This window comes from Nocardia sp. NPDC005825, from assembly GCF_040630175.1.
Lineage (GTDB): Bacteria > Actinomycetota > Actinomycetes > Mycobacteriales > Mycobacteriaceae > Nocardia.
Genome location: NZ_JBEXXC010000009.1, coordinates 103,228 through 117,250, shown reverse-complemented (window position 1 = coordinate 117,250; position 14,023 = coordinate 103,228). Strand labels below are relative to the sequence as shown.

18 protein-coding genes are annotated in these 14,023 nt (G+C 68.6%); 4 read left to right on the top strand and 14 right to left on the bottom strand.

The annotated features are described in order from the left end of the window. Positions 1 to 15: 15 nt before the first annotated feature. Complete coding sequence (gene frr, locus ABZ382_RS24065; protein ID WP_213556998.1) at positions 16 to 573, bottom strand: ribosome recycling factor; 558 nt, start codon at positions 571 to 573, stop codon at positions 16 to 18. Between the two features lie 37 nt (positions 574 to 610). Continuing rightward, the gene (gene pyrH / locus ABZ382_RS24060; RefSeq protein ID WP_357092686.1) at positions 611 to 1,345 is read right to left on the bottom strand and encodes a UMP kinase; all 735 of its coding nucleotides are present in this window, start codon (positions 1,343 to 1,345) and stop codon (positions 611 to 613) included. A gap of 311 nt (positions 1,346 to 1,656) precedes the next feature. Here pyrH and ABZ382_RS24055 point away from each other — a divergent pair, with 311 nt between their 5' ends. Both ABZ382_RS24055 and ABZ382_RS24050 read left to right on the top strand, forming a co-directional pair. Further along, positions 1,657 to 2,073, top strand: a complete 417-nt coding sequence (locus ABZ382_RS24055; RefSeq protein ID WP_357092684.1) for a hypothetical protein — start codon at positions 1,657 to 1,659, stop codon at positions 2,071 to 2,073. Beyond that, positions 2,070 to 2,306, top strand: coding sequence for a hypothetical protein (locus ABZ382_RS24050; protein WP_357092681.1), 237 nt, complete (start codon positions 2,070 to 2,072; stop codon positions 2,304 to 2,306). Before ABZ382_RS24055 ends, ABZ382_RS24050 begins: the two co-directional genes overlap by 4 nt. A gap of 70 nt (positions 2,307 to 2,376) precedes the next feature. Here ABZ382_RS24050 and tsf read toward each other — a convergent pair whose 3' ends face one another. Then, entirely contained in the window at positions 2,377 to 3,192 is an 816-nt protein-coding gene (gene tsf / locus ABZ382_RS24045; protein ID WP_357092678.1) for a translation elongation factor Ts, read from the bottom strand. 108 nt (positions 3,193 to 3,300) lie between these two features. Then, entirely contained in the window at positions 3,301 to 4,182 is an 882-nt protein-coding gene (rpsB, locus tag ABZ382_RS24040; RefSeq protein WP_357092676.1) for a 30S ribosomal protein S2, read from the bottom strand. Positions 4,183 to 4,570: 388 nt separating this feature from the next. Here rpsB and ABZ382_RS24035 point away from each other — a divergent pair, with 388 nt between their 5' ends. Both ABZ382_RS24035 and ABZ382_RS24030 read left to right on the top strand, forming a co-directional pair. Further along, the gene (locus ABZ382_RS24035; protein WP_357093366.1) at positions 4,571 to 5,056 is read left to right on the top strand and encodes a M23 family metallopeptidase; all 486 of its coding nucleotides are present in this window, start codon (positions 4,571 to 4,573) and stop codon (positions 5,054 to 5,056) included. Between the two features lie 7 nt (positions 5,057 to 5,063). Further along, the gene (locus ABZ382_RS24030; protein WP_357092673.1) at positions 5,064 to 5,567 is read left to right on the top strand and encodes a DUF1990 domain-containing protein; all 504 of its coding nucleotides are present in this window, start codon (positions 5,064 to 5,066) and stop codon (positions 5,565 to 5,567) included. 69 nt (positions 5,568 to 5,636) lie between these two features. Here ABZ382_RS24030 and ABZ382_RS24025 read toward each other — a convergent pair whose 3' ends face one another. The 10 genes from ABZ382_RS24025 to rplS form a co-directional block, all read right to left on the bottom strand. Next, entirely contained in the window at positions 5,637 to 6,008 is a 372-nt protein-coding gene (locus ABZ382_RS24025; RefSeq protein WP_357092670.1) for a hypothetical protein, read from the bottom strand. Positions 6,009 to 6,133: 125 nt separating this feature from the next. Then, a complete protein-coding gene (locus ABZ382_RS24020) occupies positions 6,134 to 6,910 on the bottom strand; it encodes a siderophore-interacting protein (RefSeq protein ID WP_357092667.1) in 777 nt (258 codons plus the stop codon). Between the two features lie 132 nt (positions 6,911 to 7,042). Then, a complete protein-coding gene (locus ABZ382_RS24015; protein ID WP_357092664.1) occupies positions 7,043 to 7,966 on the bottom strand; it encodes a tyrosine recombinase XerC in 924 nt (307 codons plus the stop codon). An 81-nt stretch (positions 7,967 to 8,047) separates the two neighbouring features. After that, a complete protein-coding gene (dprA, locus tag ABZ382_RS24010) occupies positions 8,048 to 9,271 on the bottom strand; it encodes a DNA-processing protein DprA (protein WP_357092662.1) in 1,224 nt (407 codons plus the stop codon). A gap of 239 nt (positions 9,272 to 9,510) precedes the next feature. After that, a complete protein-coding gene (locus ABZ382_RS24005; RefSeq protein WP_357092659.1) occupies positions 9,511 to 11,019 on the bottom strand; it encodes a YifB family Mg chelatase-like AAA ATPase in 1,509 nt (502 codons plus the stop codon). Position 11,020: 1 nt separating this feature from the next. After that, the gene (locus ABZ382_RS24000; RefSeq protein WP_357092656.1) at positions 11,021 to 11,377 is read right to left on the bottom strand and encodes a YraN family protein; all 357 of its coding nucleotides are present in this window, start codon (positions 11,375 to 11,377) and stop codon (positions 11,021 to 11,023) included. A gap of 86 nt (positions 11,378 to 11,463) precedes the next feature. Next, entirely contained in the window at positions 11,464 to 11,769 is a 306-nt protein-coding gene (locus ABZ382_RS23995; RefSeq protein ID WP_040859817.1) for a DUF2469 domain-containing protein, read from the bottom strand. A gap of 43 nt (positions 11,770 to 11,812) precedes the next feature. Further along, positions 11,813 to 12,556, bottom strand: a complete 744-nt coding sequence (locus ABZ382_RS23990) for a ribonuclease HII (RefSeq protein ID WP_357093363.1) — start codon at positions 12,554 to 12,556, stop codon at positions 11,813 to 11,815. Between the two features lie 30 nt (positions 12,557 to 12,586). Beyond that, the gene (gene lepB / locus ABZ382_RS23985; RefSeq protein WP_357093360.1) at positions 12,587 to 13,333 is read right to left on the bottom strand and encodes a signal peptidase I; all 747 of its coding nucleotides are present in this window, start codon (positions 13,331 to 13,333) and stop codon (positions 12,587 to 12,589) included. Positions 13,334 to 13,569: 236 nt separating this feature from the next. Further along, entirely contained in the window at positions 13,570 to 13,911 is a 342-nt protein-coding gene (rplS, locus tag ABZ382_RS23980) for a 50S ribosomal protein L19 (RefSeq protein WP_120737548.1), read from the bottom strand. Positions 13,912 to 14,023: the final 112 nt, after the last annotated feature.

Here is a 14,023-nt window from a genome sequence, read left to right as displayed (position 1 = left end):
CGAAGCTCGGCCGTCCTAGACCTCGAGCAGTTCGCCTTCTTTGTGCTTCACCAGCTCGTCGATCTGCGCGACGTACTTCTGCGTGGTCTTGTCGAGTTCCTTCTCGGCGCGACCGACCTCGTCCTCGCCCGCCTCGCCGTCCTTCTGGATGCGGCCCAGCTCTTCCATGGCCTTGCGGCGCACGTTGCGGATCGAGATCTTCGCGTCCTCGCCCTTGGACTTGGCCAGCTTGACCATTTCCCGGCGCCGCTCCTCGGTCAGCTGCGGGATCGAGACCCGGATGATGTCACCGTTGTTGGTGGGGTTCACCCCGAGATCCGAATTGCGGATCGCGGTCTCGATCGGCTGCATCTGCGCCTGCTCGTACGGCTTGATCACGACCATGCGCGGCTCGGGCACGGTGATCGAGGAGATCTGGGTGATCGGCGTCATCGAGCCGTAGTACTCGACCACGATCCGCGCGAACATACCAGGATTCGCGCGACCGGTCCGGATCGAGGCCAGGTCGTCCTTCACCACCGAGACGGCCTTCTCGAACTTTTCCTCGGCGTCGAAGAGCGCTTCTTCAATCACGGCGTTTCCTCCACTGCGTCATGGTTCTTGTCGTCGGTCACGACCGGACCAGGGTGCCGATCTTCTCACCGGCGACGGCGCGGGCGATATTTCCCTTGGTCAACAAATTGAACACCAGCATCGGCATCTGGTTGTCCATACACAGGCTGAAAGCGGTGGCATCGGCGACCTTGAGGCCCCGCTCCAGCGCTTCCTTGTGGGTGATCTGGGTGAACATGGTGGCGTCGGGGTCCTCCCGCGGGTCCGCGGTGAAGACGCCGTCCACGGCCTTGGCCATCAGCACCACTTCGGCGCCGATCTCCAGGGCGCGCTGCGCGGCGGTGGTGTCGGTGGAGAAGTAGGGCATGCCCATACCGGCGCCGAAGATCACGACGCGGCCCTTCTCCAGGTGCCGCTTGGCGCGCAGCGGCAGATACGGTTCGGCGACCTGACCCATGGTGATGGCGGTCTGCACCCGGGTGTCGATGCCCTGCTTCTGCAGGAAGTCCTGCAGCGCAAGGGAATTCATGACGGTGCCGAGCATGCCCATGTAATCCGAGCGGGCCCGCTCCATGCCGCGCTCCTCGAGCTCGGCGCCGCGGAAGAAGTTGCCGCCGCCGATCACCACGGCCACCTGGACGCCGTCCTCGACGACCTCCGCGATCTGCTCGGCGACCGCCTGCACCACATCCGGGTCGAGCCCGACACGGCCACCGCCGAACATCTCGCCACCCAGCTTGAGGAGCACTCGGCGATAGCCCTTGCGATCGGGGGCGGTATCCGGGTCCGTCATCGGTCTCCTTGTCCAGACGTTCGAGCGTGCGCAGGCACATGAAAGGACCATCCCGGCCGACGAATTGCACGGGACGGCAACAAAGCTCCGTCTATCCTGCCTCACGACCGGCGGCGGCCGTGAGGCGACCCTCGTATCGGCCTACCGGTTCGTAACATTCCGGGCGCGCGTGGGTTCGGTCGGCAACCGCCGGAGCAACCGGGGAGCAATGCCGCGGAAAGAATGACTCCGGCATGACAATGAGGTGCCACCAAGAAACCAGGGGCACGCATTCAGATTTAAAGCACTAGCATTTCACATACTGTCGGCGCGTGAACACCAAGCACCGAGCGGTCCGAACCGGACTCGCCGCCCTCGCCATCGCCGGCTCCCTGGCCGCCTTCACCGGCCCGGCCGCGGCCGACATCCCGCTCGAGACGCCCGTGGCGTCCACCCCCACCGATATCGCCGGACTCGCCACCGGAAGCGGCGGGAAAGTGGACGGCACCGAGGGTGGCGGCGGCACCGGCTCGGCCTCCGGTTCGGTGACCGGCAGCCAAGCGCCGTTCAACAGCCTCAGCTCGATGCCCGTCGGCGGCAATCCCCTCGCGTACACGGTTCTCAAGGCCCTCGGCTACGTCCCCTGCGCCCAGATCGACGGCCCCTCCAGCACCATCATCGGCAGCATGGCCGCCATGCTGATCATGCTCACCTCCGGCATCAGCTACGACGTCGGATGTGCGTCATGACCGGGAACCGCGCGGTCCGCGCCGGACTTGCCACCCTCGCCCTCGGCGCCGCGCTCACCGTCGCAGCGGGCCCCGCGGCCGCAGCCGGAATACCGCTCATGCCTGTCGGCGACAACTCGGCGACACCGGTCTACAGCCCGCTCGATCTCCTGTCGACCGGCAGCGGCGCCCTCTCCTACCTGCTCAACCCGCCGAAGCCGTCGACCGACCCCTGCCGCGGGATGTGCGGCTGATCGAGCACGAAAAAGGCCCCTCGCTCATCGGAAACCGATGGGCGAGGGGCCTTTTCGAGCTTTCAGGCGATTACGCCTGGCCGACCTCGAAGCGGGCGAAGCGGGTGATGGTGACACCGGCGTCGTCCAGCAGGGCCTTGACGGTCTTCTTGGAGTCGGTGACCGAAGCCTGCTCCAGGAGGACGACGTCCTTGTAGTAGCCGTTGACGCGGCCTTCGACGATCTTCGGCAGCGCGGCCTCCGGCTTGCCCTCTTCCTTGGCGGTCGCCTCGGCGATCTCGCGCTCCTTGGCGACGAGCTCGGCCGGGACGTCCTCGCGGGTGAGGTACTTGGCCTTGAGGGCGGCGACCTGCATGCCGGCGGCGCGGGCGGCGTCGGCGTTGTCACCGGTGTACTCGATCAGCACGCCGACAGCGGGCGGCAGGTCGGTGGCACGCTTGTGCAGGTAGACGGTGGTCTGACCGTCGAAGTCGGCGACGCGACGCAGCTCGAGCTTCTCGCCGATCTTGGCGGCGAGCGCCTGGAGCAGCTGGTCGGCGGTCTGGCCGTCGACGTCGACCGCCTTCAGGGCGTCCAGGTCGGCCGGGCGGGCCTTCGCGGCGGCGGCCACGATGGCGTTCGCGACGTCCTGGAACTCCTGGTTCTTGGCCACGAAGTCGGTCTCGCAGTTGATCTCGATCAGGATGCCGTCCTGCGAGACGACCAGGCCCTCGGCGGTGGCGCGCTCAGCGCGCTTGCCGACATCCTTGGCGCCCTTGATGCGCAGGAACTCGACGGCCTTGTCGAAGTCGCCCGCGTTCTCCTCGAGCGCCTTCTTGCAGTCCATCATGCCGGAGCCGGTGAGCTCGCGGAGCCGCTTCACGTCGGCGGCGGTGTAGTTCGCCATCTCGGGCGAGCCTCCCTGTGTGAGTGAAAGTCTGTGGTGGTCACACCTTGCCGACCGTCATCGAACGACAGCGGTCGGCAAGGTGAACAGATGCCTGGCGGCGGTGGATCAGAAGTCGGCCGGGGTCTTGGTGGCCGGGTCTTCCTTCAGCTCCGCCTCGGCAGCGGTCTCCACGGGGGCCTCGGCGGCAGCCTCGGCCGGGGCAGCCTCGGCCGGAGCAGCCTGCGACAGCAGCTCCTGCTCCCACTCGGCGAGGGGCTCGCCCGCGCCGGCCTCCGGCTTCGAGTCGCCACCGGCACGCGAGGCACGAGCCTGCACACCCTCGGCGACGGCGGAAGCGACGACCTTGGTCAGCAGCGCGGCCGAACGGATCGCGTCGTCGTTACCCGGGATCGGGTAGTCGACCAGGTCGGGGTCGCAGTTGGTGTCCAGGATCGCGATGACCGGGATGTTCAGCTTGCGAGCCTCGCCGACGGCGATGTGCTCCTTGTTGGTGTCGACAACCCAGATGGCCGAGGGAACCTTGGCCATGTCCCGGATGCCGCCCAGGGTGCGCTCCAGCTTGTTCTTCTCACGCGTCAGCATGAGGATTTCCTTCTTGGTGCGACCCTCGAAACCGCCGGTCTGCTCCATCGACTCCAGCTCCTTCAGGCGCTGCAGCCGCTTGTGCACGGTCTGGAAGTTGGTGAGCATGCCGCCCAGCCAGCGCTGGTTCACGTAGGGCATGCCGACACGGGTCGCCTCAGAGGCGATCGACTCCTGGGCCTGCTTCTTGGTGCCGACGAAGAGGACGGTGCCGCCGTGGGCAACGGTCTCCTTGACGAACTCGTAGGCCTTGTCGATGTAGGTCAGCGTCTGCTGCAGATCGATGATGTAGATGCCGTTGCGGTCGGTGAAGATGAAACGCTTCATCTTCGGGTTCCACCGGCGGGTCTGATGACCGAAGTGCGCGCCGCTGTCGAGCAGCTGCTTCATTGTTACGACAGCCATGGCTCCGTAACTTCCTCTCGTTGCTGGTTGACACAGGAATCGGCGATCCCTGCCCTGGCGCCCACGGCCACCGGAACCCTCCGAGAACGAATCAGGGGGACCAGCCGGCGACACTCACTGTGGGCGCGCGAAGTCGGTCCGCGTTAACGCAAACCGCTGAATCAGTTTACGCAGCGGTTCCGTCAGATCGAAATCGGGCCCGGAACAGAGGCGGATCCGAACCCGTCGACGCAGGTCAGAACGCTGCGCGTGTTCTATTCACAGTACTGAATTTCATCCACACTCGCGGGGCGGGAGGGGCTGGACGACGGTTGCGGGGCGCACGCTGATTCGCATGTCCGCGAACTACTTCGACCCGGAATGTCGCCGCGCTGTTTCGTCGGTCGCGATGGTGGTTATGACGGTCGTCCTGGCCGCGCCCGGGGCGGCCGCGCCCGGCGGGGAGTTCGGGTGGCCGCTCGCGCCGCGGCCCGCCGTGGTGCGAGCGTTCGACAAACCCGAGCACGACTGGCTGCCCGGACATCGTGGCGTGGACCTGAGTGGGAGCCGGGGGCAGGCGGTGCTGGCGGCGGGTGACGGGATCGTGGTGTTCGCCGGAATCGTGGCCGGGAAGCCGGTGGTCTCCATCGATCACCCGGGCGGGTTGCGCACCACCTACGAGCCGGTCACCGCGTCGATCCCGGTGGGCCGCAGGCTGACTCGCGGCACCGTGATCGGCGTGCTCGACGACGGACATCCACCCTGCTCCCCCTGCCTGCACTGGGGTGCCCGGCGCGACGGTGAATACGTCGATCCGCTCGGCCTGATCCATCGCGGGCCGATCCGGTTGAAACCGCTCACAGATCCGTCCACCGGGTCACGAGGCGGGCCATGATGGATCGATGTCGCAGCAGCCCTTCACCTATCCCGACGTCGGCGCGACCGCGGGCGAGTTCCCGGCGGGGTACCACCACTTCCGGCTGCGGCGCCGAATCGGTTCCGGCCGTGCGTTTTTCGACGAGGCCGCCGAACAGGTCCGCACCTACCGCATGCAACGCGGCAGCGGCGTCTTCCAGAACGCGTCGACGCCCGAGGCCCGGCCCGGCACCGACATCACCGTCCGCATCGGATTCGGCCCGATCGGCTTCACCGCGCCCTGCCGTGTCGTCTATGTCGTCGACGAACCGAATCGCCGCGGATTCGCCTATGGCACGCTGCCCGGCCATCCGTTGCGCGGCGAGGAACTCTTCGCCGTCGAATACGACCCCGCCGACGACTCCGTGTACGGAGTCATCGCCTCGTTCTCCCAGCCCGACCCCTGGTACGCCCGCCTCGGCGCACCGGTCGTCCGCCTGGTCCAGCGGTGGTTCTCCGGTCGCTACATCGCCGCGCTCGAGCCCCACTGAGCGGCGCGGACTGCCCCGCATTCGACCGGATCGTGATCGGTCAGCGGTTCGGCATCGCTGACGGCGACGTCAACCTTTGAGGTGAGCGGCGAGGGTGGCGGCCTCCGCGCGGAGACCGGCGGCGCGATCGGCTCCACTCTCGAACTCGGCGTATTCCCTTGCGGCGGTGAGACGTTCGTCGATCTCGGCCCGGACGATGGCGACGACCTGTGCTTCGGTCAGTTCGCGGCGGGGGCGCTCGGCCGCACCGGCGCCGACGGCGCTGCTCTCGATCGCTCCGGCCCGCGCCTCGGAACCGTCGACGGCTTCGGCATTGTCGATCGCGGCCAGCGCCGAGCGCAGGGCGGCGGTGGCATGACGGTCCCGGACTTTCATGGCGGCGCGGAGTGCTGCGCGGAGGCGTTCGCGTAGGGCGGGGGTCTCGGCGGGCGGCGTCGTCATGCCATTCGACGCTACCCGCCGAAATGCCCCAAACCGGATCTCAGCGACCGGGTGTCGCCAGCGGCGATTCGGGTGCCACACGCGGAACCCGCCGGTCAGCGGGGCATCGCGAACCCGCCCCGCCGCTACGCGATCGGTTGAACGGCTGCGGGCGTAGCCTTTTCGCGTTCGGCCAGTTCGGACTTCCAGGTGCGGAAGCCCTCTTCGGTGCGACCGCGTCGCCAGTAGCCGGAGATGGAGGACGCCCATTCGGCGGGGACGGCGCGCTCCTTGCGGATGTAAGGGCGCAGGTCGTGCATGACCGCACGGGCCTCGCCGTGGATGAAGACCTGGACCCGGCCGTCTCGCCAGGGTGCGGAGCGGACGGTGGCGGCCAGCCGATCGCCGGGTTCGGCGTCACCGCGGTGGATCCAGGTGAGGTCCACCCCCTCCGGGTGCGGGAAGGCGAGTTCGTCCGACGGGCCGCCGACCTCGACGAACACCTGGCCGACGGCGTCGGCGGGCAGAGCCGCGCAGGCGGCGGCGATGGCGGGGAGGGCGGATTCGTCGCCGGCGAGCAGGTGCCAGTCGGCGTCGGAGCGCGGGGCGTAGCCGCCGCCGGGGCCGGACAGGTCGATGGTGTCGCCGGGCTGGGCGGCGGCCGCCCAGGGGCCGGCGACGCCCTCGTCGCCGTGGTGGACGAAGTCGATGGCGATCTCCTGGGCGGCGCGGTCGACTTCGCGCACGGTGTAGGTGCGCATGACGTCACCGTCCGGGCCGGGGAAGATCAGTTTGACGTAGGCGTCGGTGCAGTCGTTGGGCTGGAAGGACGTGAAGCCCGGGCCGCCCAACCGGACCCGGATCAGGTGATCGGTCAGGTGAACCGCGTTCTGGACCACCAGCGTGATGCGTGTGCGTGCCAAAGGACACCTCCATGGTCAGTGCATAATTAGGGTTACCTAACTGACGCTAGCACGGGTGTCGATAGGTCGTCGATAGCTTTTCGATAGGCCGTAGATCACCCACCGATTCCCGGGTGCCGACGAACGGGCTGGTCAGGCGCGTGGGTGAGCCTGGTCGTGGACCTTCTTGAGCCGGTCGATCGAGACGTGGGTGTAGAGCTGGGTGGTGGCCATGCTGGCGTGGCCGAGGATCTCCTGCACCACGCGCAGGTCGGCGCCGCCCTCCAGCAGGTGGGTGGCGGCGGTGTGGCGGAACCCGTGCGGGCCCATGTCGGGTGCGCCGGGAATCGCGGAAACCACCTCGTGCACCACGGTTCTCGCCTGCCGGGGGTCGATGCGGCGGCCGCGGCGGCCCAGCAGCAGCGCCCGGCCCGAGTCCGGTGTAGCGAGGGCCGATCGACCGAACCGGAGCCACGCCTCGAGGGCCTGTTCGGCGGGCCCGCCGAACGGCACCGACCGTTCCTTGTTGCCCTTGCCCAGCACCCGCACCAGCCGCCGTTCCCGATCCACGTCCTCGATGTCGAGGCCGCACAGCTCGCTCACGCGAATCCCGGTGGCGTACAGCATCTCCACGATCAGCCGGTCCCGCAACGCCATCGGATCCTGCTGCGCCGCACCCGATTCCGCCGCCTCCATGGCCGCCCGGGCCTGCTCCTTCCCCAGCACCGACGGCAGCACCCGATGCGCTCGCGCCGATCCGAGGCGCGGCCCTGGATCCACCGCCAGCCGGCCCGTATGCGTCAGCCACGCGGTGAATGTCCGCGCCGACGAGGCTCGCCGCGCCATCGTGGTCCGGGCTGCTCCCCCCGCCGCCTGTGCCGCCAGCCACGACCGCAGCAAGGCCAGATCCACTTCCCCCACACCGGAATCCACCGCCCGCGCCAGCAAATGCTCCAGCAATCCGCGAGCATCCCCCACATAGGCCCGCACCGTATGCGCCGACCGATTCCGGCCCAATCGCAAATGCCGGCCGTACTCGGCCAGCAATGCCTCCAAATCCTCGGGCAACCCACTCATCCCCCCACGCTGACCGCATTCCGCCGCCTTTTCAAGCACCCCCGCCGCGCGATCGCGCCACACCGATGCCGGCGGACGCGATCACCGATGCCGTTCATGGGTGGCGGCAATGGCCGCGGCCCCGGAGACCCCCGGCGACCGCATCCGATACCACCCGTCCCCAGCGCAGCCGACGAGGCCCGCGATCTCCAACGCGGACAAGGTGGCTCGCACCGTGGGCAATGCCAGCCCGGTGTCGGTGACCACCGCCCGCGGCAGCCGGGAACCGGTGGCCGGCAGCGCAGCCAGCACCAGCGCCTCGTCCCCGGACAGGTTGTCCTCCGGATCGGCCGGAACGGCTCCCGGCAGCGACAGCCGCAACGGCCCGGCCTCGTCGAGAATGTCCTCGGCCCGAGTCACGATGAACGCCTCCCCCTCCCGGATCATCCGGTGACATCCGATCGAGGCGGCCGAGGTGATCGGCCCCGGCACCGCCATCGCCGGACGCCCCAACCGCCGGCACCACTTCACCGTGTTCCGAGCCCCACTCCGCACCCCCGCCTCCACCACCACAACCCCATCCGCGAGCCCCGCGATCAGCCGATTCCGGGCCAGGAAATGATGCTTCCGCGCGGCCGCCCCCGGCGGATACTCGGTCACCACCAACCCCCGCTCCGCGATCTCCCCCAACAACTGGTCGTGCTGCACCGGGTACGGCCGATCCGGCCCGCACGCGAGCACCGCGACCGTGATGCCACCCACCGCCAGCGCGGCCCGGTGCGCCATCCCATCGATCCCGAACGCTGCCCCCGACACAACCGTCCACCCTCGCGCGGCCAGCTCCCCCGCGATCTCCCCCGTCGCATGATTCCCGTACCCGGTGCTGCACCGAGCCCCCACCACCGCGATCGCCTTCTCGGTCGCCGTCACCAACGACTGCTGCCCCCGCACCCACAACACCAGCGGCACAGCCGCATCCGCGTCATGTCCCGGATCCAACTGCCCCAACCCCAACATCCGCCAGGCGGGCCACTCCCCGTCATCCGGCGTCACCACCCGCCCACCCAATCGCTCGATCAACGCCAGATCCTCCTCCGCCCGCTCCACCCCTCGCCGCAACTCGGTAGGCGCCCGCAACACATCCGGCAACTCCCGCTCCCGCACAGCCCGAGCCGCCTCCACCACCCCCACCGACTCGATCAACGCCGACAACGCCGCACAAGGCCCCTCCACCACCCGAGACAAATAGACCCAAGCCAACCGCCGCTCATCCGCGTCACCGGACCCCGCCGGACCATTCGAGGGCTTGTTCGCGTTGTGGGACATGCCGGTCCACCCCGAGCCGCGACCGAACCGGGTGTGACCGGGGACGGCACCGGTCCGGCCGGAACCAGGACCGACCTCCGCGTCAATCTGCCGGTCGATCGTCCCGTCGGTCCCGCCGACCATCGCCTCCGCGGGCGGGAGGTCGGTTGGATTCGCAATCGCCGCACAGCCTGCGGCAGAGTCGGATTCGATGTCATCGATCCTCGGCCGGGTGGAGCCGGGGTCGTTCGTCATGTCGCTCATGCTCCTCCTCGTTGCCGGAAGCTCAAGGCCTGCAGGACGTCTTGGGCGCTGGGTATGTCGCCGCCGCGCAAGTCGCACACGGTCCAGGCGACTCGGATGGCGCGGTCGGCGCCGCGGGCGGACATGCGGCCGTGTTGGAGGGCGTTCTCGACCGGGGCGAGGGCCTCCCGGGGCAGCCGGAAGCGTTGCCGTAGAACATGGCCGGGGACTTCGGCGTTGGTGCTCATGCCGAGTTCGACCCAGCGTTCGGCGGCTGCCGCCCGCGCCGCGGTGACCCGGGTGCGGACCACCTCGCTGCTCTCCACCTCGTCGCCGGTGAACGCTCCGGCGGCTTGGGCGTGCATCTGCACCGCGATATCGATGCGGTCCATCAGCGGACCCGACAGTTTGCCGAGGTAGCGGCGGCGGGCCAGGGGTGCGCAGATGCAGTCGATATCCCGCGCGGGCGCACACGGACACGGATTGGCCGCGAGGACGAGCTGAAATCTCGCCGGGAAGCGGGAGACGCCATCGCGGCGCGCGATGCGAACCTCGCCCTCCTCCAAGGGAGTTCGCAGAGCCTCGAGGACCTTGGCGCCCAGCTCCGCGCATTCGTCGAGGAACAGAACTCCGCGATGGGCGCAGCTCACCGCGCCCGGTCGCGCGGAACCCGAACCGCCGCCGATCATCGCCGTGACCGACGACGAGTGGTGGGGCGCGACGAACGGCGGTGCGGTGATCAGCGGTGCGTCGCCGGAGAGCGTGCCCGCGACCGAGTGAATCGCGGTCACCTCCAGGGAATCCCGCTCGCGCAGGGGTGGCAGCAGGCCCGGGAGGCGTTGCGCCAGCATGGTTTTCCCGATGCCGGGCGGGCCGGTGAGCAGCAGATGGTGCGCACCGGCGGCGGCCACCTCCAGCGCCCAGCGGGCCTCGTCCTGGCCGACCACCTCGCTGAGGTCGCCGATCGGTGTGTCGGCCACCGGCGGGACCGGATCCGGGACGGTCAGGTCGCCGCCGCCGCGCAGCCAGTCGAGGAGTTCGAGGAGGGTGGCGGCGCCGAGGACTCGGATGCCGTCGACGAGGCCGGCCTCGGGGAGGGCGGCGGTGGGGACTATGACGGTTCGGCGGCCGGCGTTTCGGGCGGCGAGGACGGCGGGGAGGATGCCTCGTACTCGGCGGACGCGGCCGTCGAGGGCCAGTTCGCCGAGTAGGACGGATTCGGCGAGGCGGTTGGAGGGGATGGCTCCTGCCGCGTCGAGGACGGCACCGGCGAGGGCGAGGTCGTAGACGCTGCCCACCTTGGGGAGGGTGGCCGGCGACAGGGCCAGGATCACTCGGCCGTCGGGCCATTTTTCGCCGGTGTTGGATACGGCGGCCCGGACTCGGTCTCGGGATTCCTGGAGGGTGGTGTCGGGGCGGCCGACCAGGTGGACAGACGGGAGGCCCTGGCCTATGTCGGCTTCGATTTCCACGAGTTGGCCCTCGACGCCGTTGACGGCGACGGAGTAGGCCCTGCCGAGGGGCATGTCAGAACGCCGCCTTCAGGTGCAGGATCTCCGGTGGGCGGCCGGGGCGCAGGATGACGGAGACGACGTCGAAGCGGATGCGCTGGAAGGGGCCGGGGTGGGCGTGCAGCCAGTGGCGGGCCACGGTGCGGATGCGCTGCTGTTTGAGGAGGGTGACGGCCTCCTCGGGGCGGCCGCAGCTCAGGTTGCGGCGGGTTTTGACTTCGACGAAGGCGGTGATGTCGCCCTCACGGGCGATGAGGTCGAGTTCGCCGTAGCGGCATCGCCAATTGCGGGCGACGATCGACATCCCGGCCGTGCGGAGATAGTCCGCGGCCAGGTCTTCTCCCTGCGCTCCCAGCGCCAGATGCTGTGCCATTCAGCCAGCATGGCCGCGCCCGTACCGGAGGCGGCCATGCCGACCTGGGAAAACAGCGAGGCTGGGGATAACCGCCAGCCTGTGGATCAGTCGGGAAGCCGCAGGTCGGTCTTCTCCAGCTCTTCGATATTCACGTCTTTGAAGGTGATCACGCGAACGTGCTTCACGAAGCGGGCGGGCCGGTACATGTCCCACACCCATGCATCCGACATCCGAACCTCGAAGTACACCTCGCCATCGGCGTTCTGCGGACGCAGTTCGACGGAATTGGCGAGGTAGAAGCGACGCTCGGTCTCCACCACGTACGAGAATTGCCCGACGATGTCCTTGTACTCGCGGTACAGGGATAGCTCCATCTCGGTTTCGTACTTCTCGAGGTCCTCGGCGCTCATCGGGTGGAACGTCCTCCTTGTCGCCCAACTGGGTGTAGAGACATCATCCCGCATACGCCGTGTCGGTAGCCACTCGGCCGGTCTCCCGGACGTTTCGCCACGATCGACGGTGCTCGGGCGTGATGCCGAGACGGGTCAGCGCCTCATTGTGCTCGGGGGTGTTGTAGCCCTTGTGGGCCGCGAAACCGTAGCCGGGATACTCGCGGTCCATCTCGACCATCATGCGGTCGCGGGTCACCTTGGCCAGCACGCTGGCGGCGGCGATGCAGGCCGCGGACGCGTCGCCGCCGATCACCGGCAGCGAGGGCACCGGAATGCCCGGCACCCGGAAACCGTCGGTGAGCACGTAGCCGGGCACCGGATCGAGTCCGGCCACCGCCCGCCGCATGCCCTCGATATTGGCCACGTGGATGCCGATGGCGTCGATCTCCCAGGCCGGGACCACCACCACCGACCAGGCCAGCGCGATCCGCTTGATGATCGGGAACAGCTGCTCACGGGTGTTCTCGGTGAGCTTCTTGGAATCGTCGAGACCGGCCAGCGAGGTGTAGGCCTTGGGGGGTAGCAGGCAGGAGGCGACGACCAGCGGTCCGGCCGAGCAACCGCGCCCGGCCTCGTCCACGCCCGCGACCGGGCCCAGTCCGCTGCGGATCAGCGCGGCCTCGAGCGTGCGTAGCCCGCCCGCCTGCCGCATCACCACGCGCGGCGGCCAGTCGCCGCGGTCGATCCGCTGAATCTTCTTGCCGCCGCGCTCCTTCCGGCGCGCGCCGGCGGCTCCGCCTGCCATCTTCCCCACCGGTCGATTATCTCGCGATTCTCAGTTCGTCTGCGGGTTCTCGGCCCGGACCGGACCGATGCGGCTGGGCGGCCAGATCTTGAACACCGCCTTGCCGCGCACATCGTCGACCGGGACGGTGCCGTTCAGCTCGTCGCGCATGTGATAGCGGGAGTCGGCGGATTCGGCGCGGTTGTCGCCCATCACCCACAGGTTGCCCTCGGGCACCTTGACCTCGGGGAACGCGCGGCCGCCGGCATTGAACTGGATGTCGGGGTTCTGCGGGTTGAACGGGTTGTTGTGCAGCACGTACGGCTCGTCGAGCGGCTTCCACTCCGAACCGGGGGCGCTGTCCTTGACCAGGATGCGGCCCTGCGCGTCACAGCATTTGACCGACTGGCCGCCCGTCGCGATGACCCGCTTGACCAGGTCGTTCTCGTCCGGCGGCACCAGGCCGAAGAAGGACAGGAAGTTCTGGACGCCGCGGACCGCGGTGTTCGACGAGCGGATCGACTTGTAGTGCCGGTTCCAGTCGTCGGTCGGGCCGACGAAGACCACCACGTCGCCCGGCTCCGGGTCGCCGAAGTAGTAGCTCAGCTTCTGCACGTAGATGCGGTCACCGGTGCAGCCCGCGCACCCGTGCAGGGTGGGTTCCATGGACTGCGACGGGATCACGTACGGCCGCCCGATGAAGGTCACCAGCAGCGCCACGATCAACGCCGCGAATCCGATCAGGATGGGCAGCTCTTGCCAGAACGGGCGCTGCTTCTTCTTCGGCTTCGGCTGCAGGGGTTCGGGCTGGGACCCATTGTCATCGCCCGACCCGGACTTCGTCACCGACTCGCTCTCGTCTGCCACCGGAACAGAGTAGCCCGGCACCGCGAAGAACCATGCGGTGCCGGGCTACTCGGCGTCGGCGAGCCGACAATGAAGCATTGTGGCGAGCCGACAATGAAGCATTGCGGCGAGCCGACGGTGATGCTCTGTGAGAACCGATCCCCGACGAGTCGGGGGCGGTCGCTACCTCAGCGCTTCTCCTTGATCTTGGCGGCCTTGCCGCGCAGATCGCGCAGGTAGTACAGCTTGGCGCGACGCACGTCACCGCGGGTCACGACCTCGATCTTGTCGAGGTTGGGGCTGTGCACCGGGAAGGTGCGCTCCACGCCGACACCGAACGACACCTTGCGCACGGTGAAGGTCTCGCGGATGCCACCGTTCTGGCGGCGGATGACGACGCCCTTGAAGACCTGGACTCGCTCCTTGTTGCCTTCAATAACCTTCACGTGCACGTTGACAGTGTCACCCGGGCGGAAGTCCGGGATGTCGTTGCGCAGCGAGCTTGCGTCGACGAAGTCGAGGGTGTTCATGTCCGTCCTTATTGGTTTTCGCGCGAACAGAGGAACCTGGCGGCTACCCGGGGAGGGTGCTCTACCGGTTCGTGCTCCGGATAATTGGGCGGTGCCCGGGCGCGGTGCGCCC

Excerpts from the sequence above, each read along its gene's own strand:
- pyrH (WP_357092686.1), bottom strand. The coding sequence starts at position 1,345 with ATGACGGACCCGGATACCGCCCCCGATCGCAAGGGCTATCGCCGAGTG.
- ABZ382_RS24050 (WP_357092681.1), top strand. The coding sequence starts at position 2,070 with ATGACCGGGAACCGCGCGGTCCGCGCCGGACTTGCCACCCTCGCCCTC.
- tsf (WP_357092678.1), bottom strand. The coding sequence starts at position 3,192 with ATGGCGAACTACACCGCCGCCGACGTGAAGCGGCTCCGCGAGCTCACC.
- rpsB (WP_357092676.1), bottom strand. The coding sequence starts at position 4,182 with ATGGCTGTCGTAACAATGAAGCAGCTGCTCGACAGCGGCGCGCACTTC.
- ABZ382_RS24035 (WP_357093366.1), top strand. The coding sequence starts at position 4,571 with ATGGTGGTTATGACGGTCGTCCTGGCCGCGCCCGGGGCGGCCGCGCCC.
- ABZ382_RS24030 (WP_357092673.1), top strand. The coding sequence starts at position 5,064 with ATGTCGCAGCAGCCCTTCACCTATCCCGACGTCGGCGCGACCGCGGGC.
- ABZ382_RS24025 (WP_357092670.1), bottom strand. The coding sequence starts at position 6,008 with ATGACGACGCCGCCCGCCGAGACCCCCGCCCTACGCGAACGCCTCCGC.
- ABZ382_RS24015 (WP_357092664.1), bottom strand. The coding sequence starts at position 7,966 with ATGAGTGGGTTGCCCGAGGATTTGGAGGCATTGCTGGCCGAGTACGGC.
- dprA (WP_357092662.1), bottom strand. The coding sequence starts at position 9,271 with ATGTCCCACAACGCGAACAAGCCCTCGAATGGTCCGGCGGGGTCCGGT.
- ABZ382_RS24005 (WP_357092659.1), bottom strand. The coding sequence starts at position 11,019 with ATGCCCCTCGGCAGGGCCTACTCCGTCGCCGTCAACGGCGTCGAGGGC.
- ABZ382_RS24000 (WP_357092656.1), bottom strand. The coding sequence starts at position 11,377 with ATGGCACAGCATCTGGCGCTGGGAGCGCAGGGAGAAGACCTGGCCGCG.
- ABZ382_RS23995 (WP_040859817.1), bottom strand. The coding sequence starts at position 11,769 with ATGAGCGCCGAGGACCTCGAGAAGTACGAAACCGAGATGGAGCTATCC.
- ABZ382_RS23990 (WP_357093363.1), bottom strand. The coding sequence starts at position 12,556 with ATGGCAGGCGGAGCCGCCGGCGCGCGCCGGAAGGAGCGCGGCGGCAAG.
- rplS (WP_120737548.1), bottom strand. The coding sequence starts at position 13,911 with ATGAACACCCTCGACTTCGTCGACGCAAGCTCGCTGCGCAACGACATC.